Raw genomic sequence first — 22,779 nt, forward strand, 5'->3', positions numbered from 1 at the left:
CATATAGTGATAATAAAGAGTACAACAAAGCTATAGAATCCTATGAAAAAGCAATAAAAATAAATCCAGAAGATTCAGGGGCATATAATAATCTAGGAATTACATATAGTGATAATAAAGAGTACAACAAAGCTATAGAATCCTATGAAAAAGCAATAAAAATAAATCCAGAAGATTCAGGGGCATATAATAATCTAGGAATTACATATAGTGATAATAAAGAGTACAACAAAGCTATAGAATCCTATGAAAAAGCAATAAAAATAAATCCAGAAGATTCAGGGGCATATAATAATCTAGGAATTACATATAGTGATAATAAAGAGTACAACAAAGCTATAGAATCCTATGAAAAAGCAATAAAAATAAATCCAGAAGATTCAAATGCATATATAAATCTATTTGAATTAGAATTAATTGTAGGAAAATCAAAAAATCAAAAACTTCATAAAAACTATATTTCGCATATAAGAAAAAGTAATGAATCCTTATTCCAATATGATATGTTAAATATTTTAAGAAATATAGCAGAAGATAAAAATGTTGATATAAAAAAATTATTGATTAAGTATAATAATGAAACTTTGGAAGATTGGTGTTTTGAGAATCTAGATTCTTGGAAATTAAAACAAAAAGAAACTGTAAAAAATAAACTTAATCTTGCTATAAATGAATTAAAATTAAAATTAAAAAAAACTAACAACTAATCGTAGTGTGAGTAGTTTTGTTCGAGGTCTAATCGAAGTTAGAGTTTGTAAATAATGAGGGTCTATACAAAATTATTTAGGATTCTCAAAATTGTCGTAGTGCTGACAATTTTGGTCAAGTTCAAGGCGGAAGTTAAAATATGAGAGGAGCATACACGAAGTATGTGACGAACAGATTTTAACTTTTAACGCAGGAATTGGGCAAAAGTGGCAGTACTACGACAACTTTTGAACGATTTTTATTAGATAATTCGCTGAATTTATCGCCGACGTCTTTAAAAACGCGTCAAAATCAATATCAGCCCCACCATCAGCAGTATCAGAAATAGCTCTTAGAATAAAAAAGGGAACATCAAGCGCATCACAAACAACAGCAACACTAGCACCTTCCATTTCCAAAGCATCTGCAGAAAAAGTAGTTTCAATAAACTTCTTTTGCTCAGGCTTATATACAAACTGATCCCCAGTTGCAATCGTACCTTCAATTACAGTGATATTATTTTCCCTAGCAACTTCAATAGCTATATCTCTTAAAGCTTTTGTAGTTTCTACAAAAACTTTCCCCCCAGGAACATAACCTGATGGATGTCCAAAAGCAGTAATATCTAAATCATGCTGACACAGTTTATCTGCAATAATTAAATCTCCGATTTTAAGTTTGGGATTAATTCCACCAGCAACGCCAGAGAATAATAAGGTATCGCAGCCAAACTTTTGAATCATAGTTGAAGCAGTAAGTGTTGCAAATACTTTTCCTATTTTTGAATAAGCAATTACAATATCTAAACCTTTGTGATTTACTTCATAATACGTATTATTTGCATAATCAACTTTATTCACAGAATCAAAATGGGCTAATAAAGGCTCAATTTCTTCTTCCATTGCACCCATAATTGCTAACTTAGTCATTTAAAACCTCCAAGGTTTTTTCTAAAGATGCAAAATCACTTACATTTAACGTAGGTGTTGATTTATCGATTTTTCTGTTAAGCCCTTTTAATACAGCTCCATTTCCAAATTCAATAAACACATCAATTTTTTCAACATTTGCTCTTATACTTTGTTTGTATTTAACAGGTGAAGTTAATTGAGAAGACAATAACTCAATAGCTTCATCTTTTAAATTATATGCTTCACTACTTACATTTGAAATAACATCATAAACAAAATCTTCATTTAAAAATTCTTCTAAATAAGGTTTTAAATTTTCAACTGCTGGTCTTAAAATCTCACAATGAGATGCAACACTCATATCTAAAACAATAGCTCTTTTAGCCCCTGCTTCTTTAAAAGTATCCACTAAACTTTCTAAGTCCGCTTTGTTTCCTGCAACTACTAATTGTCCATCTAAATTATAATTAGCTGGCCAGATTTTTTTATCTGCTTTTCTTTGTGTTTTACAAATATCTTCTACACTTTCATCATCAAGTCCTACTAATGCCATCATTCCAGCACCTTCACCTTCACAAGCTTCGTTCATAAATTTTCCTCTTTTATGTACGACTTCAATAGCATCTAAATAGTTTAATGCTCCACTTGCTACTAGGGCTGAAAACTCACCAAGAGAGTGTCCTAAAACAAATTCTGCTTTAATGTCACACTTGTCTTTAAAAATGGCCCCTGCTATGCTTGAAACTAAAAGAATAGCTGGTTGTGTATATTCTGTTTTAGAAAGATTGTCATTTTCTTCAAATAAAAGTTCTTCAAAATTAATATGTAATCTCTTAGATGCTTTTTCTATCATTTCTTTTGCAATATCACTATTGTCAAAAAAATCTTTTCCCATTCCAATACTTTGAGAGCCCTGCCCTGGAAAAATAAATGCTACTTTTTTCATAAAATACCCTTGTAAAAATTTTCTATAGTTTAATGTTTCTTGTCTAAAACTATTTTTTAAAAGTAGAATTATACAATGTTGATTTTGTTATTACTCTTAAAAAATACTTATTCATCTTGTATACATGAAAAATGCCCAAAAGCTTCACGCTTTTGGGCATTTTAATTTAGTGTTTTGTGTTTTTTGTTAGTCTATAAACGAGTTATAGAAAAGTGTTTTGGCAGCCTGCCAACTATACTAACAACCACATCCACCTTGTTTAGGAGCTGATTCATCAGCTGCAGGAGCGCCACCGCCACCACAACATCCACCGCCGCCACCCATAGCAGTCATTCCACCTACAACACCAGTTTGTAGTTCTTCTTCTGTTGCAACTCTAATAGATAAAACAGATACTGAAAACATTAATGTTTTTCCAGCCATAGGATGATTGTAATCAATGATTACTTCATCGTCAGTGAAAGATTTAACCATAACTTGTACAGTTTCACCTTGTTCACCTGTTCCATATAAGCTCATACCTTCAGCAATTTCAATTCCTGCGAATTGTTCTTTAGGTAAAGTTTGGATTGCATCATCTTTGATTTCTCCATACGCTTCTTCTGGTTGAACTAAAACGTCTGCTTCATCATTCACATTCATTTCGATTACTTTTTTCTCTAATCCTGGAATAATTTGACCTTTTCCAATGATGAATTCTAATGGTGCAGCACCGACATTTGTATCGAGTTGCTCATTAGTATTCGCATCTTTTAAAGTATATTCTATACTTATAACTTTTGACATAAGTCTCCTTTTTATTAATTTATTGTAGATAGATTTTTATAAGCTATTTTCGCTTCTTTTGACTCTGGGTACACATCTATAAGTGTACTATAAAAATTAGCAGCATTATCTAAGTCATTTACTTTCTCAAATGAAATAGCACTATGTAAAAGTAATTTAGGCATATACGATGCTTTATCGTATAAGGTTGCCGAAATTTTATAATGCCTTATTGCGTCATCATATTTTTTACGATAGTACCAAATCTCACCGAGATAAAAGTTGTTTTCCGCCGGTTTATACTTAGCAGCAACTAAGCTTTCAAACATTGGAATCGCTTTTGTAAAGTGATCTATTTTAAATAAAGCTTTTGCTTTAACCATCATCCCTTTTTTATCATTAGTATTCAAAGTTTTAGCTTTAATTTTACTACTAGTTTTTTTACCTAAGCTTTTCTTAAAGGCTAAAAATTCTTTTTTTGTAATAAATTGTTTCATATTTTTTCTAAACTCACGCTCAGAAATATAATTTGCATTGATTTTATTTACCGATTTGGTAAGTTCTGAAATTGCTAATTTAAGTGCTTCAATATTTTTTAAATTTTCTGCGGACATTTCTTCTTGTATCGTTAAAATTTGTTGGGATACTTCTTTTGTTGTATTTAAATCCAATACTAAATTGTTTAATTTTATAACTGTTCTATTTAATTTGGCACTATCACCTTCATAAATAGATTCTAAACCATCTAAACGTTGATTTACAGAAGTAACAGTAGATTTAACATCTTTTACTTTTGAATCAATTGATCCCAGTTTTTTTTTATTGGTTAAAATGTGTTTTTCAGTATTGGTAAGACCGTATGGGTTTTTTGAGTTTAAATTACCAGCTCCAAAAGCTGAAACTTGTTCAGCTAATGAATATGTAACTAGTAATAACGTTAATAAGAATATTTTTCGCATAAATTAATTATGGTAAGATTTTGTATTCAACTCTTCTGTTTTGTTTCCAACAAGTAGAATTTTTATCTGAACAAACTGGGTTACTTTCACCAAATGAAATCATAGAAATATCATCAGCAGAAATACCATCATCAATTAATGATGTTTTAACAGATAAAGCTCTTTTTAAACCTAAAGCATAATTATACTCATCCGTTCCCCACTCATCTGAATTACCTTCAAGTTTAATCTTGATTTTACCAGCTAATACTGATAACTTGTTTGCATTAGACTTAGCAACATCTCTGTTTTCTTCATTTAATGTAAATTTATCGAAATCAAAGTAAACTACATCAATTAGTAAGTTTTTGATTGCATTTGCAGTCATTGATTCTGAATCTGACATAGAGTCTTGATTCATATTGTTTGCATTCATTGCATCCAAGTTAGATTCTGAAGACTTTTCTGTTTTATTCATCTTTGCTTCATTCATTTCTGTAGATTTTTGAGAACACCCAGTAAATAATAGTACTGATGCCAAAACAGAATACGCTAAAAATTTTTTCATAAAATAATCCTTCGTTAAAATATTAATAATTCTACTAAAAACAAACTTAATAATTTATTATCGTAGGCCTATTACCAATCAATTGACTGAATTCGCCCTTTATCCAATGAAAATAGGTGCACTTTGTCAAAATTTAACCGTATTATCCCCACAGAACTTTTGTCTTTAAAGTTTTTTATAAATAAAATACTTTCTCCATCACTAGAAAATTTAGGAAATTGATTCACTCCTGTTACTGTAAGTTTTTTAATATAATCACTTCTGGTTGAAATTAAAAACAGATTAAAACTTCTCTTATTAAACTGAGAATTTCTATCTCTGCTTGTATAAACAACTTTATCATTAAACGTACTTACAGATGAGTTATTGCTTCCATGATAAACCAAACGTTCAACCCCTCGTCTTCCAATGGTTTTTGAGAAAATATTAGGTCTGCTTAATCTGTCACTTACAAATACAATTTTTTTATCATTATCAATAAAATGAGCTCCTACATCAATTCCTTTATAAGAAGTAACTTTAATTTGTTTTTTTGTTCTTAAATCCAAGATATATACATCAGGCTGGCCATCTGGGGCTGCTGTGATTAATAGTTTATTTCCATCAGAACTTACATCAGAAGCTACAATCATTCCATCACTGTCAAGTATTTTTACCATTCTTTTCGTATAAATATTAATTTTGTATAAGGTAGGTTTTGAATTTACATATCGCGTAAAATAAAAAGAATCTTGTTTTTTATTTGCCCACTTAGGAAAGATATTAAGTCCCCCTGTAATAATTGTTTTTTTATAACTTAGAGTATAATCAGAAATTATTATATCACTTTGTTTTGCTTTTTTATAAACAGAATAAATAACAAACTTATCCATCCATGCAATTGAGGGTGCATTCATATAAGCATTCGTAGCAATTGCTACTCTGTGCGCTAAAAAGACGTGTCTGTTGATATTAGAAGTAGTAAAGGTTTTGCTTAAAACTAAGTTCTTTGCATTTACGTCATATAATTTTGTTTTTAAAACAATTCCACCAAAAGCAGATTCTTCAAAATTAACATTTAAAAACAAATCAACCTTTTTTCGTCCCAAATAAATGTAATCCGCATTATTTGTCATGCTTACTTTATACGTATCATCTATTACATCAAAATGCCCACTAACATCTAAATCTTTTTGAATGATTTTAGTGATTTTATATAACATAGACTCATTTAAGGCACCTTGTGCAGAAGAAATAAGTATGCTGGGTTTAGAGTTTGATTTTTTAACAATTTCCATACTTACGTCTGCTGAAAATACGCAAGAAAACATGAAGAGTAAAATTAATATTATTTTTTTCATTTTTGTCCTTTAAATGATTGTTTAAGTGTTTTTAGTTCTTTGATTTAAATATTACTTCAATTTGGGTTTTACTTCCCTTAGTATAAGCAGGATAAAGCTCAAGTTTTTGATTTTGTAAAAATTCTTTTAAGGCTAGATCAAACGTTTCATCTCCAGATCCTTTAATAATACGGTAATCAAAACTCCCAGAACTGGTAATTGTAATAAGTACACTTGCATATAATTCATCAAATGTAATGACATTGTTCCAACGCTGTCCTAACATTTCATAAATTTTTGAATAATAAGGGTCTTTGTCGTACTTAGAATCCATAGATACATTCGCGCGTGATTTAACAGTCACATCATCTAAGATATTACTTACTTTAATATTTTCAGATTTTTTTTGTTTTTCAAAATTACTTCTAAAACGGCTTGAAACCAAAGATTTTTTGACATTAATGACTTCTTTTTTCTCTACTTTTTTGGCTTTTGTTTTTACGTTTGAAAATAAGGATTTTAAATCAGCAGTTTTTGTAATACTTACAGATTTAGACTTTTCGACAATTTTTTCTTCTTTTTTGATAACTTTTTTAACAGGTTTGGAGGTAGATTTTTGAATTTTTTGTGTATTGTCTACAATTATTTCTAACTGTAAAACAGTATTTTTTTGCATTGCATCAATTTTTTTACTTTCATTTTCACTTAAATAAAAAAGAATTGAAACTATGCAAAATAAATAAATGATAAAAGAAATAAGGCCCGAAAGAAAATAACTTTTTTCACTAGTATGAAGGTTCAGTCTTGGCATTTTAACCATCAGTAATTAAAGAAACTTTAGTAAAACCAGCTTCTTTAACAGATTTTAAAATAAAAATAACATCATCATACATAAGCGTTTTTTCTGCACGTATATGAATGGGAGTATTTTTATCTTTGTTTTGCGAAAATAAAATAAAATTATCTGCAAAACTCTCTATTGGGTATTTGTTTTTATTAACGCGTACTATACGCTCTTTTGTTACAATGATATTGATTTTTGTACTCTCACTTACTTGTCTGGATTTACTTCCACGAGGTAAATTAACACTTTCTTCAAATTCAATAACAGGTGCAGTTACCATTAAAATAGCAAGCAAAACCAACATAACATCAACTAAGGGTGTTACGTTTAATTCTGGTTTATTATTATAATCATACATGACTAACCTTTTGCTACTAAAATATCACATTGTGCCTTTAAATAAATATTTAACTCATACACTTTTCTAACCATAATTTGATGGAAAGTATAAGCAAATACAGCCACAAATATTCCAGCAGCAGTAGCAACTAACGCTTCAGAAATAGCAGGTGCAATAACAGAAAAAGCAACTTTAGCTTGAGAAGAAAGAAGTGCAAATGATTCTAAAATACCAACAACAGTACCAAATAAACCAATAAAGGGTGAGGTAGAAGATATTATGGACAACCAAGATATACCTTTTGAGGCATCTCTAATAATTGATATTTCACAAGCATGTAAAATGGGTTTTGAATTGGTTATATTATTTGTACATTTTGTTAAAGCAGAAAAAGGACTCAAAGAGGAATCTCTTGAGGTTAACATTTCTAAAGATTTTTTTTCATTAGAAATCATAGAAGTGACTGCTTGGAATCTGTAAATAAATATCCAAAAAACAAGTATCAAATAAGTAGATAGGACAGCAAACACAATAAATGTGATTGCTGTACTATTACTAAAATAATTAAAAATAGTATCTATCATTAGCTTACGCGAATGAATTGATTCTAGCTTCAACAGCAGCTATTGAAATATTAGCATCAGAAACAGAATTAACTAATTTCTTCGCATCTTCAATTGCTTTGGCAGCTGATGAATCTTCACCGTGAGTTAAAGAAACTGCACCGTCAACTAAAACGTCAACAGCAGATTCAGAAACTTTAACATGTCCCCAGTTAATAGCAACTGCTTCAGTAGCATCTGCTTTTTCAATAATAATTACACCTACGCTTAAAGAAGAAACCAATGACGCATGACCTGGTAAAACACCAAACTCTCCCTCTTTTCCAGGAAGAGTTACTGTTTTAACGTCATCGTTAAAAATTTCTCCATTAGGTGTAACAATTGATAATCTAATTGTATTCATATTGTTACCTTAATGGTTATTTCATACCTTCAGCTTTAACAAGAGCTTCTTCCATAGAACCAACCATGTAGAAAGCAGCTTCTGGAAGCTCATCGTATTTACCGTCTAAAATTCCTTTAAACCCAGCAATTGTGTCTTTTAATTCAACATATTTACCAGGAGTTCCTGTAAAGATTTCTGCAACGAAGAATGGTTGAGATAAAAATCTTTCGATTTTTCTTGCTCGTGTAACTACCATTTTATCTTCTTCAGATAATTCATCCATACCAAGAATTGCAATAATATCTTGTAAATCTTTATATTTTTGAAGTACAGATTGTACCCCTCTTGCAGTATCATAATGCTCTTGACCTAAAATATCTGCAGATAATATTCTTGAAGATGAATCCAATGGATCAACTGCAGGATAAATACCTTTTTCAGCAATTTTACGGTTAAGAACTGTTGTTGCATCAAGGTGAGCAAAAACAGAAGCAGGAGCTGGATCTGTCAAGTCATCCGCAGGTACATATACCGCTTGAACAGAAGTAATAGAACCTTTATTAGTAGACGTAATTCTTTCTTGTAACTTACCCATTTCTGAAGCAAGTGTTGGTTGGTAACCAACAGCTGAAGGAATTCTTCCTAATAATGCAGACATTTCAGAACCTGATTGTGCAAATCTAAAAATATTATCAATAAACATTAATACATCTAGACCTTTTTCATCTCTAAAGTACTCAGCCATAGTAAGACCTGTTAAAGCAATTCTATTTCTAGCACCTGGAGGCTCAGACATTTGACCGTAGCACAGTGCAACTTTATTTAAAACGTTAGAATCTTTCATCTCGTAATAAAGGTCATTTCCTTCTCTAGTTCTTTCACCAACACCAGCAAATACAGAATAACCAGAATGTTTAAATGCAACATTGTGAATTAATTCCATAATAATAACTGTTTTACCAACACCAGCACCACCGAATAGTCCTACTTTTCCACCTTTAGAATAAGGAGCAAGTAAATCAACTACTTTGATACCAGTTTCAAACATTTCAGTTTTAGTTGTTAATTCTTCAAATTCTGGAGCATCTCTGTGAATTGACCATCTAGGAGTATCTTCTGGAACTGGTTCACCACCATCAACGGGCTCTCCAATAACATTAAAAATTCTACCTAATACAGCATCCCCAACAGGAACTTTAATAGGTCCTCCACTAGCAATACATTCTTGACCTCTAGTTAATCCCTCAGTCATGTCCATAGCAATCGTTCTAACTCTACTGTCACCTAAGTGAGCAGCAACTTCAAGAACTAATCTATCTTGTGTTTTATCAGCAAGTGTAACTTCAATTGCTTCATTAATTTCTGGTAAGTACCCGTCGAATTCAACATCAACAACTGGTCCCATTACCTGAATAATTTTACCTTTCATATGCACGGCTCCTTTATATTATTTTAGTGATTCAACACCAGAGATAATTTCAATTAACTCTGTTGTAATCGCAGCTTGTCTAGCTTTATTATATTCAATTGTTAACGCATCAACTTTTTCTTTTGCATTCTTAGTAGCTGCATCCATAGCTTGCATACGCGAACTATGTTCTGCTGCTAAAGAATCTATAAGAGAATAATACATATTAAAATCAATGTATTTTCCAGTTAATTCATTTAACACTTCTTCATCATCATCTGGTTCAATTTCTAACATTGAGCTTGATTCTTCATTCGCTTCAACATCGTCTAAAGAAATAGGCAATAAAGTTCTTACTTTTAACTCTTGAGTTAACATATTTTTAAAACCGTTATATACTAATATAACTTTATCTGTTTTCCCAGAAGTAAAATCTTCTACAACATCTTTTATAAAATCAGAAGCTTTATCGTAATCAGGTGCAGCAGATAAAGTTGAAATTTTTTGTAATAAATCAATCTTTTGGAAAGTAAAGTAATCAACACCTTTTCTTCCAGAAGCTCTTAGTCTTACAGTAACACCTTTATTTGCATACTCTTCCATAAGTTTTACAACAGTTTTAATAGTAACCATATTAAAACCACCACAAAGACCTTTATCAGCAGTTACGAAAACGATATCTACTGTTTTAGGATTGTCATTTTGAAGAAAAGATTTTGACGTATTTCCTCCATCTTGAACTTTGTTAACTCTATTTGCAATTTCACTTAATACATCATTAATTTTAACAGAATAAGCTCTTGCCTGTTGAGACAATTGTCTTGTTCTAGTTAATTTAGCAGACGATACTAATTTCATTGCATTAGTAGTTTTCTGAGTATTCTTAACACTTCCAATTTTAGTTTTTATATCTTTTAAGTTAGCCATTGACTATCCTTATTTTGCACTGAATATAGTATTAAACTCTTCTAATGCCGCTTTTAATGCTGATTCAGTATCGTCATCTAATTTTTTCTTAGATTTAATATCTTCTAAAACATTTGGATATTTTTGCTCAATAAAAGGGTGTAATTCTGATTCGTATCTAACAACATCAGCTACAGCTACGTCATTTAAATACCCTCTAGTTCCAGCATAAATAATACAAATTTGTTTTTCGATTACTAAAGGAGCGTTAACACCTTGTTTAAGTACTTCGACCATTCTTTGACCAAGTTCAAGTTCTTTTCTTGTATTTTCATCAAGATCAGAAGCAAACTGTGCAAATGCTTCAAGCTCTCTAAATTGTGCAAGTGTTAATTTTAACGTACCAGCAACTTGTTTAGTAGCTTTAATTTGTGCAGCTCCACCAACTCTTGAAACAGATAAACCAACATTAATAGCAGGTCTAATTCCAGAGTTAAAAAGGTTAGTTTCTAAGAAGATTTGACCATCTGTAATAGAAATAACATTTGTAGGAATATATGCAGCAACATCTCCCGCTTGAGTTTCAATAATAGGTAATGCAGTCATAGAACCACCACCTAATTCATCATTTAACTTAGCAGCTCTCTCAAGTAATCTTGAGTGAAGGTAAAATACATCCCCTGGGAATGCCTCTCGACCTGGAGGTCTTCGTAATAATAAAGACATTTCTCTATAAGCTACGGCATGTTTTGTTAAATCATCATAAACGATTAAAACGTGTTTACCATTATCTCTAAAGAATTCTCCAATAGTTACAGCAGTATATGGTGATAAAAATTGTAAAGCAGCTGAATCAGATGCAGATGCATTTACAACAATAGAATAATCCATTGCTCCAGCTTCTTCAAGTGTTCTAACAACAGTAGCTACTGTTGAAGCTTTTTGCCCAATTGCAACATAAATACAAATTACATCTTGATCATGTTGATTAAGAATAGTATCAATAGCAACAGTTGTTTTACCAGTTTGTCTATCGCCAATAATAAGCTCTCTTTGACCTCTTCCAATAGGAACAAGTGCATCAATAGCTTTGATACCCGTTTGTAATGGTTCATGAACTGATTTTCTAGCCATAATACCAGGTGCTTTTTCTTCAACTACTCTATGTTCAGTTGCAGTAATAGTACCTTTACCATCAATTGGTTCACCAAGTGCATTTACAACTCGACCAATCATAGCATCTCCAACTGGAGTTTCTAAAATCTTACCAAGTCGTTTACAAGAACTACCTTCTCTAAGTCCAGTTCCTTTACCAAGAACAACAATACCAACTGAAGACTCTTCTAAGTTAGAAGCAAGTCCTCTTTCGCCATTATCAAACTCAACAATTTCTCCAGCCATTACATTTTTAAGTCCGTAAACTTGAGCAATACCATCTGCATAAGAGATGATTTTACCAGTTTCGTTAACGTCTACATTTAATTCAAAATTATCAATTCGCTCTTTTATGATCGAAGAGATTTCATCTGCTTGAATCTTTGTACTCATTCAAATTCTCCTTTATTAAGTTCTAAACTGCTTTTAAAATATGATCAATCAATTGAGACTTAAGTCTTGCTTTTGAGAAAGAAATCTCAACACCAAGCCCATCTATATCAACTTTAATACCATCATAATCACAAACATCTTGTGTTAATGTTAAATTAACATCAAATTTCTTACTGAATTTTTCTTCAATTGAAGTTACATACTGTGCTGATAATTCTTTATTCGTATAAACAATACCTGCATAACTATTAGAAATAATAGCTACTTGTGATTCTAACTCTTTAACAATATGAGGAATAATATCTAATCTTTTGTTGCTAGCAAGTACTTTTATAAAGTTACTCGTAGTAGCATTACAATCATTTACAAATGAAATAACCAAAGCCGCTTTTTTCTCAGCTTTTACTTCAGAAGAAGTAATAATAGCAAGAAATTTTTCATCGTTATATGCAGTAGAAATTTCATTTAATTCTTTATAAATAGCAGTTATAGAAGCGCTATCACGACCTTCTAATAATGCTTTTACATATCTTTTTGCTATTAAATCAATCATTATGCAACCTTCTTAATTACGATATTTACAAGTTCTTCATCAGACATTGTAAGATTATCAGAATTTAATAATTCATTAAGAATTTCATTAACAATTTCTTTTTTAGCTTTTCTAGTTTCCACTTCGATTTTAGCATCAAAGTTTTTACCTAAATTTGCAATTTCTGAATCAACAGCAGTTAATACTTTTGTTTTAACTGAATCAATATCTAATTTCGCACTTTCAACAATTTCAGCTGCCATTATTTTGGCATCGTCTAATTGTTTTTTTACTTCATCAAATTTAGCTTGAGAAGCGTTTAATGTATCTTGAACTTTATCTAATTCAGATTGAATATCTAAAGTTCTTCCTGCAAAGTATGCTTTCATTTTATCAGCAAGTAAATACCATAAAATAGCAGCAAAAATTACAAAGTTAACAGATCTCTGAAGAATATCAGATTCCACACCTTCAGCTTGAGCTAATAATGCTACAGGAGCAAAAGCTAAAATAGTTAATAATAATGTTTTTTTCACTTTTTCTCCCTTAAATTGATTTAAGCTTCGCTTTTACGCTCTCATTAAATTGAGGCATAGCAGCAACTAAAGATTCTTTTAACGCTTTTGTTTCATCAGCAAGTTCTGCAACGAAAACACCATATCTGGTATCAACATCACTTTTCGCAGCAATAAGTTTTGCATCAGCAGTCTCTTTAGCCTCATTATAAGCTTGTTCTCTTATTACAACCGCTTCTTTTTTAGCAGCAGCAATAACATCATTCGCCTCAGCCAGCATTCCATCTACATCAGCGCTGTTTGATTTTGCGTTTATCAAGTCTTGTTTAATAGACTCCGCTCTTTCATCCATATGCTTCAATAAAGGCTTAAATAGACAACTGTTTAACCCTGCAAGTATTAATAAAAATACTACGCCCGAGCTAAGCATCAATATTGGACTTATGTCTAACATTCATTCCTCCATATTTATAACAGTTTAGTTTGACTAAAACTGACTTATATTATCTAAAATAATTATAATAATAGTTTAAATGAAGGTAATAAATTAAGAAATTTTATAAAGTGTTACTAAAGTAATGGGAAAATTTTTCGATATCTTCTTGTGAGTTAAATTCTATCTTTAAATAATTTTTTTCTGCTTTAATTTTCAAGTTTGAGGCTTGTAAAATGGAAACAATATTATCCAAAGATTTGAAGTCATAATTTTGTGTTTTTTTGCTTGTTTTTTTAGGATTAAGTAAGGATTTTAAATCTTTAACCGCTTTTTCTGTTTCTCTTACTGAAAGTTTTTGTCCAAGAATTGAATCAGCGACCTTTTTTTGATCCTCTTCGCTAAGTCCTAACATAACCTTAGCATGACCTGCTGTTAGTTTGTTATTAGCAAGTAATTGTTGTACATAAGCACTTAATTGTAATAATCTTAAGGTATTAGTAATCAAGCTTCTGCTTTTAAAAACTCTTCCTGAGAGTTCATCATGAGTAATAGCGTGTTCGTTTATTAATTGGGCATAAGAATAAGCCAGTTCAATAACATTTAAATCATCTCTTTGGATGTTTTCTATTAAAGCAAGTTCTCTTAATTCTAATTCTTTGATATTCGTAACAATTGCTTTTATAGTGTCTATATTTGCAAGTTTATGTGCTCGTAATCTTCTCTCACCAGATACTAAGATAAAACCATCACTGTCATCTTTAATAACAACAATAGGTTGCAAAAGGCCATGTTTTTTAATAGAAGAACTTAGTTCTTGTAATTTATCTTCGTCAAACATCTTTCTTGGTTGATTGGGATTAGGTACTATATTATTTACATCAATTTCTAGAAGACCTTCTCTGCTTGACGTATTGCCTTTATCATATGCCGCTTCAACTTCACCTAACAATTCACCTAAGCCTCTACCTAACGCCATACCTTTTGCCATAATTATCCTAAAATTGCTTTTGCTAAATTTTTATATGCTTTTGTACCTATTGCTGCATTATCATACAACATAATAGGTTTACCAAAACTTGGACTCTCTGCTAGTTTAATATTTCTTGGAATTACCACATATGAATTGTCATCAATTTTAAACAATTTACTTTCAAAATGCTGTGCAAGATCAGCAAAAACTTGTTTTGAAAGATTGTTTTGAGAAGAATACATTGTTGGTAAAAAACCTCTTATTTGCAAAGATCTATTAATGGTTTGTTTTACTAGTTTTATTGTATTTAATAACTGTGCCAAACCTTCTAGTGCAAAAAATTCACACTGTATTGGAATTAAAACAGAATTCGCAGCAGATAAAGTATTAATAGTAATAGGTCCTAAAGCAGGAGGTGAATCTATAATAATAAAATCATAATCTTTTCTTACAGGATCAATACATCTTTTTAATACCAGTTCTCTGTCACTTGTATCTTTGTAAAATTCTTTTTCAATTCCAACTAGTCCTATGTTAGAAGGGGCCACTTTTAAAGTTGGGATTTCAGTATCTAAAATAATGTCATTAAGTTCTTTTGTACCTAACATAACATGATAAATATTATATTCATAAGTATCTCTGTGGAAACCTAAAGAAGTTGTAGCATTTGCTTGAGGATCTGCATCCACTAATAATACTCTCTTACCTTCTAATGCTAGGGCCGCACTTAAATTTACCGCTGTAGTAGTTTTACCTACCCCACCTTTTTGATTTGCTATTGCTATTACTTCACTCATCTTAAACCGAATACCTTTTGTTCATTTATAGATATTGAGCCATCAGGGTTCAATATTGATTTTTTTAATGAAACTTTTTTATTATCAATGTTTGTTTCGTATTCCAAACTCAAAGAGTATTCTATCTTATACTCACTAAATATTTCCTTCCATGAAATTCTTTTTTCTAAGATATCAAAGTAATTATTTAATAAGTGTATTTTATCAATAACAATATCTAATTTTCCATAATCTTTATTTACCTCGATTAGATTTAAACCAATGCCACATAAAAATAAATTATTCGATAAATTAGTAATCGTTCCCCCTATTTTTTTATTTTCTAAGTAAAAATCATTGGGCCATTTAAGCCAAAGTTTCGAACCCATTTCTTTTAATGTTCTTTTTAATAAAAACGAGAAATAAATAGAAGCACTTTGCATAGGTAAATCGCTGGGCAATAATTCTTTTTCCAAAACAAAAGAGAAAAATAAATTGCCTTCTTTTCCTAACCATTCATTTCCTCTGCTTCCAATTCCTTTGTTTTGTTTAAAACTTAGAATACACAAAGGTTTGGAATAAACATTGTTTTTTAAGTACTCTTTTAAATATTTATGAGTTGAATCAACTTCTTTTAATTGGATTATTTGCATAAAACATTATACATAATTACTTATTAATACAAATCTAATATAATGTAATTTATATTTATTTTAAACAAAAAGGCTAAGTGTGTTAGATCCTGTTTTACCTATTGCTTTGTATCTGTTATTTGGTTATTTATTTAAAGTATTAAAAAAAGACAATTCGCAAGTTTTGGTTGATTTTGTGATTTATTTTTCCCTTCCCGCAATGATATTTGTAAAGATTTATCCCTTAGTATTAGACAGTGAAATACTCAATCTTATTCTTATGTTCAATGCTATTATACTTGGAAATCTGCTGCTAACTTATGCAATAGGAAAAGCGTTAAAACTGGATAAAAAAACCTTAGCCACTTTTATGGTAGTAGGAACATTTGGGAATACATCTTTTATTGGTTTTTCTTATATTGATGCTTTTTATGGCTCTGATTATGTTGTTTATGCTCTTATTTATGATTTGTTTGGTTCTTTTTTATTAGTAGTTTCTTTGGGAACTATTATTATAAATTGGGGAAGTGGACAAGTTGTAAACCTAAAAGCCATATCAAAAAAAGTATTGTTTTTTCCACCTATTATTATGTTTTTTATAACCGTTTTTGCAAAACTTTTCCCTGTTCCTATTTTTGTTATGAATACAGCAGAAGTAATTGGAGCAACACTGGTTCCTATTGCGATGATTGCAATTGGTATGAAATTAGAACTTAAAAACATATTTTATAAATTTAAAATAACAAGTTATTTATTGGGAACCAAAATGTTTTTAATGCCACTAATTGTTATGTGCTTATTTTCATATTTTTATAATTTAGACGATACTTGGAGTAAGACTACGATTCTTGAAGTAGCAATGCCCCCTATGACTACAGCAGTGATTTTAGCTATTCAAGGGGGACTAGATGAAAGATTGGCAGTTAATGCCTTAGTTATTGGCGTATTATTGTCTCTCTTAAGCGTAACTGGCTTTTATTTATACTTGGGCTAAAATAAACACACGTTTTGTGTTTATTTTAAGACTTCGCCAATACTTAAACGCTGTCCTCTTATATAATCAGCTGCATTTACAGCTTTTTTTGAAGGGGCTTGAAGAACATTGATTTGTAAAGATCCCTCTTTACATCCAATAATAACAGCATTTTTATCAAAAGCTAAAATTTCACCTTCTTTATTTACTGAAGCTTCGTTTATCAAAGATATTTCTTTTATTTTTAAACCAGATTCTAAAAATACACCTGGCCAATAAGAATAAGCTTTATAAGTCTGATACAGTTTTTTAGCATTTTTGAAACGTACAAGTCCATGTTCTTTTTTGATTTTTTTACATAAAGAAGAAAGAGCATTGTTTTGTTTTTTAGGCTTAATGTTCTCAAAATTATCTAAAGTATCAAGCGTAAGTTTAGCAGCGATAAAAGAGAGTTTATCAAATACTTCTGCTACTTCCATTTTATCTTCTAGTTTAAGATATTGAAGCCCTAAAATATCTCCTGTATCTAAACCTTCTTCCATAAACATAGCAGTAACGCCTGTATAAGAATCATCATTTAATATGGCTTCTTGAATAGGTGAAGCACCTCTGTATTTAGGTAATAAAGAAGCATGTAAATTCATGCAAGGAGCAAGATCCAAAATATTTTTTGGTAAAATTTGTCCATAAGCAGCTACTATAATAATGTCAGGCGCTAAAGCTTTAATTTGTTCGTAAGCTTCCTCATTATCTCTTAGTTTTTGCGGTTGATAAATAGGAATATCAATGTTTTCATTTAAACAATATTGTTTTATATGAGGCGCACTAAGTATTTGTTTTCTTCCAACTTTTTTATCTTCTTGGGTGAATAAAGCAATCACTTCATAAGAAGAAGCCAAGAGCTCCTTAAAAATACACGTAGCATAATCAGGTGTTCCCATAAAGAGAATTTTTTTAATTGACATATTGGTCCTTTGTGAGTAAAAAACTTAGGCTTTAAATAAGGTTCCACTATTATGTTTATTTTCTAATAAATATTCATGGGCTGTTTTTAAATCAAAACCCGATGTTAAAAACATAGGAATATTTTTATCCATTAAAAATTTAGCAGCTTTTAGTTTTGTAACTATTCCACCTGTAGCAAATTCAGAATTAGCAGAGTGTTTAACTTCTAAATCTTCATCTTTAATAAAAGAAACTTCTTTAATAATTTTGGCATTTGAATTCGTATGAGGATTGTCATCATAAAAACCTTCTATATCGCTCAATATTACCAACAAATCAGCATTAAAAGCAGAAGCAACATTAGCAGCTAATTGATCATTATCTCCAAATAAAAGTTCTTCATTTGCAATAACATCGTTTTCATTTACTATAGGTGTGATATTGTTTTTTAAAAGAATTTCCATTACAGCTTTAATATTTTTTGTTCGTTTTCGTGAATCAAAATCATCTGCAACTAAAAGCATTTGAGCACATTTATAGTTGTGTGTATTAAATTGTTTTTTATAGTGTTTTAATAATAAAGGTTGCCCAATTGCAGCAAGAGCTTGTCTGTTATAAATTTGTGTTTTATCTAAATCTAAAGTAATATTACCAGCAGCAACAGCACCAGAAGATACTAAAATAATTTCATAGTTTTTTTCACGCTTTAAAGCAGCTATTAAATCTACAAGATTATTTAATCTATCAAGTGCCAGATCAGAACCGTGTCTTAAAACAGCGGAACCAACCTTTATAACCAGGCGTTTCATTTTTATTGACTTAACAATTCATACAGAGCAAATCGAATAGATGCCGTATTCATTCTAGTAACAGAAGAAATAGGTAAAACAAACATTGGTTTTGTATTATCAAAACGATTGTACGTTAAATCTTGCGCATAATATTCGTATTTTTTATCAAAACCAAATTCATTTGATGGTGAAATATCTAAACCAATTTCTTTAATAAAATTTCTGATTTCTTCAACAACATCTTCTCCATAATAACCATCTGTTTTACTTAAAGCAATTGCAAAGTTTCTTGTTGCTAATTCAGGTGAAAATTTTCTTAATTCATCTTTTAATACATTGTATTGTTCAATTGGTGTTCTATGATTTGCAAGATCTACCATAAACAATAAAGTTTTAGTTCGTTCAATATGTCTTAAAAATTCCAGCCCTAAACCTCTACCTTCACTAGCACCATCAATAATCCCAGGAATATCTGCCATAACAAAAGAATTATATTCTCCTACTTCAACAACACCTAATTTAGGAGTTAAAGTAGTAAATTCGTAATTAGCAACTTCTGGTGTTGCATTTGAAGTCGTTGAAATCAAGGTTGATTTTCCAACATTTGGATATCCAACCAAACCAACATCAGCAATTAGTTTTAATTCAAAACGAACATTTAATGCAGTTCCTGGAAGTCCTGGTTGAAAATACGTAGGTCTTTGGTTTCTTGAGTTCTTAAAGTGAACATTTCCTAAACCACCTTTTCCACCTTCTAAAAGAAGAATTCTAACACCTTCAACTAATAAATCGTGTAATAATTCACCTGTTTCATCATCAAATACTTGTGTTCCTGGAGGAACTACTAAAGTCATATCTTCAGCAGACTTACCAGTCATTCTTCTTGGCATTCCTTGAACCCCATGATCTGCTTTAAAAAGTCTTCTCCCTTTGTAATATGACAAAGTATCCGTATTATTATCAACTAAAATATATACATCTCCACCTTTTCCACCGTCCCCACCATCAGGGCCACCTTTTACAACAAACTTTTCTCTTCTAAATGAAGAACATCCCTGTCCTCCTTTACCTGATCTTATTGTAAATTTCACGCTATCTATAAACATTTTATCTCCGATGTTATTAGTTGTTTTACTAATAAATAATATTCAATAATCTGTAAATCACTCAATATTATCTATTTAGCAGAATAAAAAAAGGGTGCAGGCAGAAGCCTTACACCCTTTTAAACAAATTAGTTTGACTTACGACGCTGCGTAAACTGAAACTTTTTTTCTGTTTTTATCTTTAATTTCGAATTTAACTTTTCCGTCAATTAAAGCAAAAAGAGTATGATCTTTACCCATCCCAACATTGTTACCAGGATGAACTTTAGTTCCTCTTTGTCTAATAATGATGTTTCCAGCTCTTACAACTTCTTCACCATATTTTTTAACGCCTAGTCTTCTACCAGCTGAATCTCTATTATTCTGTGTACTTCCTTGACCTTTTTTGTGAGCCATGACTTATTCCTTATGCAGCGATTTTAATGATTCTAATTTTAGTGAAGCTTTTTCTAAAACCTCTTTTTAATTTTGAATCTTTTCTTCTTCTTTTTTTGTAAATGATAATTTTCTTATCTCTATTTACACCAGTTCCATCTAAAACTACTTCAGCAGAAACTTTTGCAGATTCTACTTCTTTACCAGTTTTTAACTCACCATCGTTTAATGCTAAAACGTCAGTAATTTCTAAAGCTTCTTTTGCTGCTAAACCTGTATAATCAATATCTAAGATATCACCTTCAGACACTTTATACTGTTTACCACCACATTTAATAATTGCGTACATATTTATTCCTCTAACTTATCAATCTTTATGATTCTTTTCTAACGGGATGCAATATTATCTAAAGTTCCTTTAAGATTCCTTTAAATAGCTTACAAAGTCTTATTTCTTTCAAAATTATTATGAAACCAATGCAACAACATCCATTTCTACTAAAACATTTTTAGGTAATGTTTGAACGGCAACCGTTGAACGTACTGGTTTATGATCACCAAAAGCACTTGCATATATTTCATTTACAGCAGCAAAATCATCCATAGAATCTAAGAATATTGTAACTTTAATTACTTTATCTAAAGAAGAACCAGCAGCTTCCAATACACTTTGCAAATTTGTCATTACTTGTTGTGTTTGTTTGTTTATGTCATTTTCAACTAAATCACCTTCTGGCGTTAAAGGGATTTGTCCTGATGTGTAAATCAAACCATTTGCAATAATAGCTTGTGAATAAGGTCCAATTGCAGCAGGTGCATTGGTAGTATTAATAATTTCCATGAATTTCCTTTTATTTTATTAGGCGTATTTTAGCCAAAATATTCTTTATTGTTATAAGTTATATTTTATAAGTTTACCTATTTTTAATTGTTTTATATTGTCTTTTATTTTTCTTATTAAAAGTACTTTTTCTTTAAAATTCATATCTTGAGCATAAGTAACGTGGGTTAGTTTATTATTGTAAAATTTATCCAATAAACACAAAAGCTGTTTTTCAAATTCTTCATGTGAATATTCTTGCAAAGCTTCATTTAATAGTATCCCATTTAAAGAAGGATTTCCTATATCATGAATCAAAGTATTAAACTCTTCTACATGAAATTCAAACATAGAAGAGTCAATAATGTCTAAGACTCCATCTAACCTAGATTTATCTTCTAAAATATGTTTTAAAATGGAGAGTTCAGCTATATCAATTTTTGATAAATTAATGGCTTGTGCTCTTGATACTTTGTTAATTTGAACCAAATGTTCTCTTACATTTAATTTTTGAGCTATATATCGCTTGTATTCATCTTGGTAAATAGGATTTAGTGTTTTTAAATATTCATTGGTTTCAACCAAAGCTTTTTGTTTTTGCTGTGGATCATGGGTATCATAAGTGCTTATAATTGAGTCAATTACAAAAGCAATAAACCCCTTAGGTTTTAAAAACATTGTATTTAATTCTTCAATACGATCTTCTTTCACCATATCAGCAGGATCCAAACCTCCAGAGAAAATAACAACACCGCCTTCAAAATCTGAATGAGAGAGAATAGTGGCAGCTTTAAAAGCAGCTTTAAGACCTGCTTTATCTCCATCATATGCAAGAATAACCTTAGGTTCGCCTCTTTTAATCAAAGGCAAATGATCGGAGGTTAAAGCCGTTCCTAGCGTTGCAACTGCTGTATTAAAACCAGCTTGATGAAGCATAATAACATCTAAATAACCTTCCGTAATAATGATTTGATTTTTTTTGTAAATATGTTCTTTGGCTAAATGATAACCATATAATAAACGTGATTTATTAAATACTTTACTTTGAGGAGAATTCACATATTTGGCATTATGCCCTGTGATTGTTCTTCCCCCAAAGCCAACAATTTTTGCATTTAGAGAATAAATTGGAAAAGTAATACGCTCAATAAACCTTGAGTATAAACCACTTTGACCTGTATCAATTACGCCTAAGTCTATGGCTTCACTTAAATTATGATGATTGTTTTTTAAATAATTTATAGTATCGCCCGATTTAGGAGCATAACCTATTTCAAATTTTTCAATAGAAAATTCTGAAATACCTCTTTGTTTTATATAATCTTTGCAGGTATCGTTATTAACAAATAAACGTTGATAAAGTTTATTTAAATCTTCAATTATTTTTACGCTTTGTGCTTTTTGACCTTTATCATCATAAGAAAGTGTAACATTGTACATTCCTGCCAGTTTTTCCAAGGTTTCAGGATAAGAAAGTTTTTCATACTCCATTAAAAAATTAATAGAATCGCCCCCTACTCCACAGCCAAAACAATGGTATATTTGTTTTGCTGGGCTTACAACAAAAGAAGGAGTTGTTTCTCCATGAAAAGGACAGCAGGCTTTAAAATTTGCGCCGGCTTTTCTAAGTTCTAGAAATTGAGATATAACATCTACAACATCTAATTGGGATTTTAAGCTTTCAATTGAGTCTTTTGTAATCATATGCGATTGTATCTAATGCAATATTAGATTTTGTTTTAGCATCTTATTTATTAACCATACTTATGTTATTATATTT

General features: G+C 30.5%; 28 protein-coding genes. 2 read left to right on the plus strand and 26 right to left on the minus strand.

Going from position 1 to position 22,779, the window contains the following annotated elements; translation table 11 throughout:
• Nucleotides 1-707, plus strand: a 707-nt coding sequence (locus HRT41_00005; GenBank protein ID NQY22388.1) for a tetratricopeptide repeat protein, incomplete at its 5' end; no start/stop codon positions are given.
• 216 nt (nt 708-923) lie between these two features.
• Here the strand turns inward: HRT41_00005 and HRT41_00010 are convergent.
• From HRT41_00010 to HRT41_00100, 19 genes are all read right to left on the minus strand, one after another.
• A complete protein-coding gene (locus HRT41_00010; GenBank protein NQY22389.1) occupies nt 924-1,616 on the minus strand; it encodes a 5'-methylthioadenosine/adenosylhomocysteine nucleosidase in 693 nt (230 codons plus the stop codon).
• Nucleotides 1,609-2,544, minus strand: coding sequence for an ACP S-malonyltransferase (gene fabD, locus HRT41_00015; GenBank protein ID NQY22390.1), 936 nt, complete (start codon nt 2,542-2,544; stop codon nt 1,609-1,611). The genes HRT41_00010 and fabD overlap by 8 nt, the downstream gene beginning before the upstream one ends.
• Nucleotides 2,545-2,781: 237 nt before the next feature.
• Nucleotides 2,782-3,330 (minus strand): peptidylprolyl isomerase, encoded by a 549-nt coding sequence (locus tag HRT41_00020; protein NQY22391.1) that lies wholly within the window; start codon nt 3,328-3,330, stop codon nt 2,782-2,784.
• Nucleotides 3,331-3,344: 14 nt separating this feature from the next.
• Nucleotides 3,345-4,268 carry a hypothetical protein gene (locus tag HRT41_00025; protein NQY22392.1) on the minus strand — a complete coding sequence of 308 codons (924 nt, stop codon included), beginning with the start codon at nt 4,266-4,268 and terminating at the stop codon, nt 3,345-3,347.
• A 7-nt stretch (nt 4,269-4,275) separates the two neighbouring features.
• Nucleotides 4,276-4,815: an OmpA family protein gene (locus HRT41_00030; protein ID NQY22393.1), complete on the minus strand. Its 540-nt coding sequence runs from the start codon at nt 4,813-4,815 to the stop codon at nt 4,276-4,278.
• Nucleotides 4,816-4,886: 71 nt separating this feature from the next.
• Nucleotides 4,887-6,155 carry a Tol-Pal system protein TolB gene (tolB, locus tag HRT41_00035; protein NQY22394.1) on the minus strand — a complete coding sequence of 423 codons (1,269 nt, stop codon included), beginning with the start codon at nt 6,153-6,155 and terminating at the stop codon, nt 4,887-4,889.
• Nucleotides 6,156-6,186: 31 nt separating this feature from the next.
• Nucleotides 6,187-6,945 carry a TonB C-terminal domain-containing protein gene (locus HRT41_00040; GenBank protein NQY22395.1) on the minus strand — a complete coding sequence of 253 codons (759 nt, stop codon included), beginning with the start codon at nt 6,943-6,945 and terminating at the stop codon, nt 6,187-6,189.
• 1 nt (nt 6,946) lies between these two features.
• Entirely contained in the window at nt 6,947-7,336 is a 390-nt protein-coding gene (locus tag HRT41_00045; GenBank protein NQY22396.1) for a biopolymer transporter ExbD, read from the minus strand.
• Nucleotides 7,337-7,338: 2 nt separating this feature from the next.
• Nucleotides 7,339-7,902, minus strand: coding sequence for a MotA/TolQ/ExbB proton channel family protein (locus HRT41_00050; protein NQY22397.1), 564 nt, complete (start codon nt 7,900-7,902; stop codon nt 7,339-7,341).
• Nucleotides 7,903-7,906: 4 nt separating this feature from the next.
• The gene (locus HRT41_00055; protein NQY22398.1) at nt 7,907-8,284 is read right to left on the minus strand and encodes a F0F1 ATP synthase subunit epsilon; all 378 of its coding nucleotides are present in this window, start codon (nt 8,282-8,284) and stop codon (nt 7,907-7,909) included.
• Between the two features lie 16 nt (nt 8,285-8,300).
• Nucleotides 8,301-9,695, minus strand: coding sequence for a F0F1 ATP synthase subunit beta (atpD, locus tag HRT41_00060; GenBank protein NQY22399.1), 1,395 nt, complete (start codon nt 9,693-9,695; stop codon nt 8,301-8,303).
• 18 nt (nt 9,696-9,713) lie between these two features.
• Complete coding sequence (locus tag HRT41_00065; GenBank protein NQY22400.1) at nt 9,714-10,601, minus strand: F0F1 ATP synthase subunit gamma; 888 nt, start codon at nt 10,599-10,601, stop codon at nt 9,714-9,716.
• Nucleotides 10,602-10,610: 9 nt separating this feature from the next.
• On the minus strand, nt 10,611-12,128 hold the full coding sequence (gene atpA, locus HRT41_00070; protein ID NQY22401.1) for a F0F1 ATP synthase subunit alpha: 1,518 nt from the start codon (nt 12,126-12,128) through the stop codon (nt 10,611-10,613).
• Nucleotides 12,129-12,150: 22 nt separating this feature from the next.
• Nucleotides 12,151-12,681, minus strand: a complete 531-nt coding sequence (locus tag HRT41_00075; protein ID NQY22402.1) for a F0F1 ATP synthase subunit delta — start codon at nt 12,679-12,681, stop codon at nt 12,151-12,153.
• Nucleotides 12,681-13,196 (minus strand): F0F1 ATP synthase subunit B, encoded by a 516-nt coding sequence (locus tag HRT41_00080; GenBank protein ID NQY22403.1) that lies wholly within the window; start codon nt 13,194-13,196, stop codon nt 12,681-12,683. The genes HRT41_00075 and HRT41_00080 overlap by 1 nt, the downstream gene beginning before the upstream one ends.
• Nucleotides 13,197-13,206: 10 nt before the next feature.
• Nucleotides 13,207-13,629: a F0F1 ATP synthase subunit B' gene (locus HRT41_00085; protein ID NQY22404.1), complete on the minus strand. Its 423-nt coding sequence runs from the start codon at nt 13,627-13,629 to the stop codon at nt 13,207-13,209.
• 103 nt (nt 13,630-13,732) lie between these two features.
• Nucleotides 13,733-14,587 carry a ParB/RepB/Spo0J family partition protein gene (locus tag HRT41_00090; GenBank protein ID NQY22405.1) on the minus strand — a complete coding sequence of 285 codons (855 nt, stop codon included), beginning with the start codon at nt 14,585-14,587 and terminating at the stop codon, nt 13,733-13,735.
• A gap of 14 nt (nt 14,588-14,601) precedes the next feature.
• Nucleotides 14,602-15,378 (minus strand): ParA family protein, encoded by a 777-nt coding sequence (locus tag HRT41_00095; protein NQY22406.1) that lies wholly within the window; start codon nt 15,376-15,378, stop codon nt 14,602-14,604.
• Nucleotides 15,375-16,010, minus strand: coding sequence for a biotin--[acetyl-CoA-carboxylase] ligase (locus tag HRT41_00100; GenBank protein NQY22407.1), 636 nt, complete (start codon nt 16,008-16,010; stop codon nt 15,375-15,377). Before HRT41_00100 ends, HRT41_00095 begins: the two co-directional genes overlap by 4 nt.
• 79 nt (nt 16,011-16,089) lie before the next feature.
• Between HRT41_00100 and HRT41_00105 the strand changes: the two genes are divergently transcribed.
• Nucleotides 16,090-16,983 (plus strand): AEC family transporter, encoded by an 894-nt coding sequence (locus tag HRT41_00105; GenBank protein NQY22408.1) that lies wholly within the window; start codon nt 16,090-16,092, stop codon nt 16,981-16,983.
• Between the two features lie 20 nt (nt 16,984-17,003).
• Here HRT41_00105 and HRT41_00110 read toward each other — a convergent pair whose 3' ends face one another.
• The 7 genes from HRT41_00110 to HRT41_00140 all read right to left on the minus strand — a co-directional run bounded on the left by HRT41_00110 (nt 17,004) and on the right by HRT41_00140 (nt 22,703).
• Nucleotides 17,004-17,927 (minus strand): methionyl-tRNA formyltransferase, encoded by a 924-nt coding sequence (locus tag HRT41_00110; GenBank protein ID NQY22409.1) that lies wholly within the window; start codon nt 17,925-17,927, stop codon nt 17,004-17,006.
• Nucleotides 17,928-17,951: 24 nt separating this feature from the next.
• Nucleotides 17,952-18,716 (minus strand): glutamate 5-kinase, encoded by a 765-nt coding sequence (gene proB, locus HRT41_00115; protein NQY22410.1) that lies wholly within the window; start codon nt 18,714-18,716, stop codon nt 17,952-17,954.
• 2 nt (nt 18,717-18,718) lie between these two features.
• Nucleotides 18,719-19,804 carry a GTPase ObgE gene (gene obgE / locus HRT41_00120; GenBank protein NQY22411.1) on the minus strand — a complete coding sequence of 362 codons (1,086 nt, stop codon included), beginning with the start codon at nt 19,802-19,804 and terminating at the stop codon, nt 18,719-18,721.
• A 138-nt stretch (nt 19,805-19,942) separates the two neighbouring features.
• The gene (gene rpmA / locus HRT41_00125) at nt 19,943-20,200 is read right to left on the minus strand and encodes a 50S ribosomal protein L27 (GenBank protein NQY22412.1); all 258 of its coding nucleotides are present in this window, start codon (nt 20,198-20,200) and stop codon (nt 19,943-19,945) included.
• A 10-nt stretch (nt 20,201-20,210) separates the two neighbouring features.
• Nucleotides 20,211-20,528 (minus strand): 50S ribosomal protein L21, encoded by a 318-nt coding sequence (gene rplU / locus HRT41_00130; GenBank protein ID NQY22413.1) that lies wholly within the window; start codon nt 20,526-20,528, stop codon nt 20,211-20,213.
• Nucleotides 20,529-20,645: 117 nt separating this feature from the next.
• Nucleotides 20,646-21,020 (minus strand): RidA family protein, encoded by a 375-nt coding sequence (locus HRT41_00135; protein NQY22414.1) that lies wholly within the window; start codon nt 21,018-21,020, stop codon nt 20,646-20,648.
• Nucleotides 21,021-21,071: 51 nt separating this feature from the next.
• Nucleotides 21,072-22,703: a DNA primase gene (locus HRT41_00140; GenBank protein NQY22415.1), complete on the minus strand. Its 1,632-nt coding sequence runs from the start codon at nt 22,701-22,703 to the stop codon at nt 21,072-21,074.
• Nucleotides 22,704-22,779: the final 76 nt, after the last annotated feature.

It is taken from the genome of Campylobacteraceae bacterium, assembly GCA_013215945.1.
GTDB lineage: Bacteria > Campylobacterota > Campylobacteria > Campylobacterales > Arcobacteraceae > NORP36.

Bases quoted from the DNA above. Each gene is read 5' to 3' on its own strand.
- HRT41_00010 (NQY22389.1), bottom strand. From the start codon at position 1,616: ATGACTAAGTTAGCAATTATGGGTGCAATGGAAGAAGAAATTGAGCCT.
- fabD (NQY22390.1), bottom strand. From the start codon at position 2,544: ATGAAAAAAGTAGCATTTATTTTTCCAGGGCAGGGCTCTCAAAGTATT.
- HRT41_00020 (NQY22391.1), bottom strand. From the start codon at position 3,330: ATGTCAAAAGTTATAAGTATAGAATATACTTTAAAAGATGCGAATACT.
- HRT41_00025 (NQY22392.1), bottom strand. From the start codon at position 4,268: ATGCGAAAAATATTCTTATTAACGTTATTACTAGTTACATATTCATTA.
- HRT41_00030 (NQY22393.1), bottom strand. From the start codon at position 4,815: ATGAAAAAATTTTTAGCGTATTCTGTTTTGGCATCAGTACTATTATTT.
- tolB (NQY22394.1), bottom strand. From the start codon at position 6,155: ATGAAAAAAATAATATTAATTTTACTCTTCATGTTTTCTTGCGTATTT.
- HRT41_00040 (NQY22395.1), bottom strand. From the start codon at position 6,945: ATGCCAAGACTGAACCTTCATACTAGTGAAAAAAGTTATTTTCTTTCG.
- HRT41_00045 (NQY22396.1), bottom strand. From the start codon at position 7,336: ATGTATGATTATAATAATAAACCAGAATTAAACGTAACACCCTTAGTT.
- HRT41_00050 (NQY22397.1), bottom strand. From the start codon at position 7,902: ATGATAGATACTATTTTTAATTATTTTAGTAATAGTACAGCAATCACA.
- HRT41_00055 (NQY22398.1), bottom strand. From the start codon at position 8,284: ATGAATACAATTAGATTATCAATTGTTACACCTAATGGAGAAATTTTT.
- atpD (NQY22399.1), bottom strand. From the start codon at position 9,695: ATGAAAGGTAAAATTATTCAGGTAATGGGACCAGTTGTTGATGTTGAA.
- HRT41_00065 (NQY22400.1), bottom strand. From the start codon at position 10,601: ATGGCTAACTTAAAAGATATAAAAACTAAAATTGGAAGTGTTAAGAAT.
- atpA (NQY22401.1), bottom strand. From the start codon at position 12,128: ATGAGTACAAAGATTCAAGCAGATGAAATCTCTTCGATCATAAAAGAG.
- HRT41_00075 (NQY22402.1), bottom strand. From the start codon at position 12,681: ATGATTGATTTAATAGCAAAAAGATATGTAAAAGCATTATTAGAAGGT.
- HRT41_00085 (NQY22404.1), bottom strand. From the start codon at position 13,629: ATGTTAGACATAAGTCCAATATTGATGCTTAGCTCGGGCGTAGTATTT.
- HRT41_00090 (NQY22405.1), bottom strand. From the start codon at position 14,587: ATGGCGTTAGGTAGAGGCTTAGGTGAATTGTTAGGTGAAGTTGAAGCG.
- HRT41_00095 (NQY22406.1), bottom strand. From the start codon at position 15,378: ATGAGTGAAGTAATAGCAATAGCAAATCAAAAAGGTGGGGTAGGTAAA.
- HRT41_00100 (NQY22407.1), bottom strand. From the start codon at position 16,010: ATGCAAATAATCCAATTAAAAGAAGTTGATTCAACTCATAAATATTTA.
- HRT41_00110 (NQY22409.1), bottom strand. From the start codon at position 17,927: ATGTCAATTAAAAAAATTCTCTTTATGGGAACACCTGATTATGCTACG.
- proB (NQY22410.1), bottom strand. From the start codon at position 18,716: ATGAAACGCCTGGTTATAAAGGTTGGTTCCGCTGTTTTAAGACACGGT.
- obgE (NQY22411.1), bottom strand. From the start codon at position 19,804: ATGTTTATAGATAGCGTGAAATTTACAATAAGATCAGGTAAAGGAGGA.
- rpmA (NQY22412.1), bottom strand. From the start codon at position 20,200: ATGGCTCACAAAAAAGGTCAAGGAAGTACACAGAATAATAGAGATTCA.
- rplU (NQY22413.1), bottom strand. From the start codon at position 20,528: ATGTACGCAATTATTAAATGTGGTGGTAAACAGTATAAAGTGTCTGAA.
- HRT41_00135 (NQY22414.1), bottom strand. From the start codon at position 21,020: ATGGAAATTATTAATACTACCAATGCACCTGCTGCAATTGGACCTTAT.
- HRT41_00140 (NQY22415.1), bottom strand. From the start codon at position 22,703: ATGATTACAAAAGACTCAATTGAAAGCTTAAAATCCCAATTAGATGTT.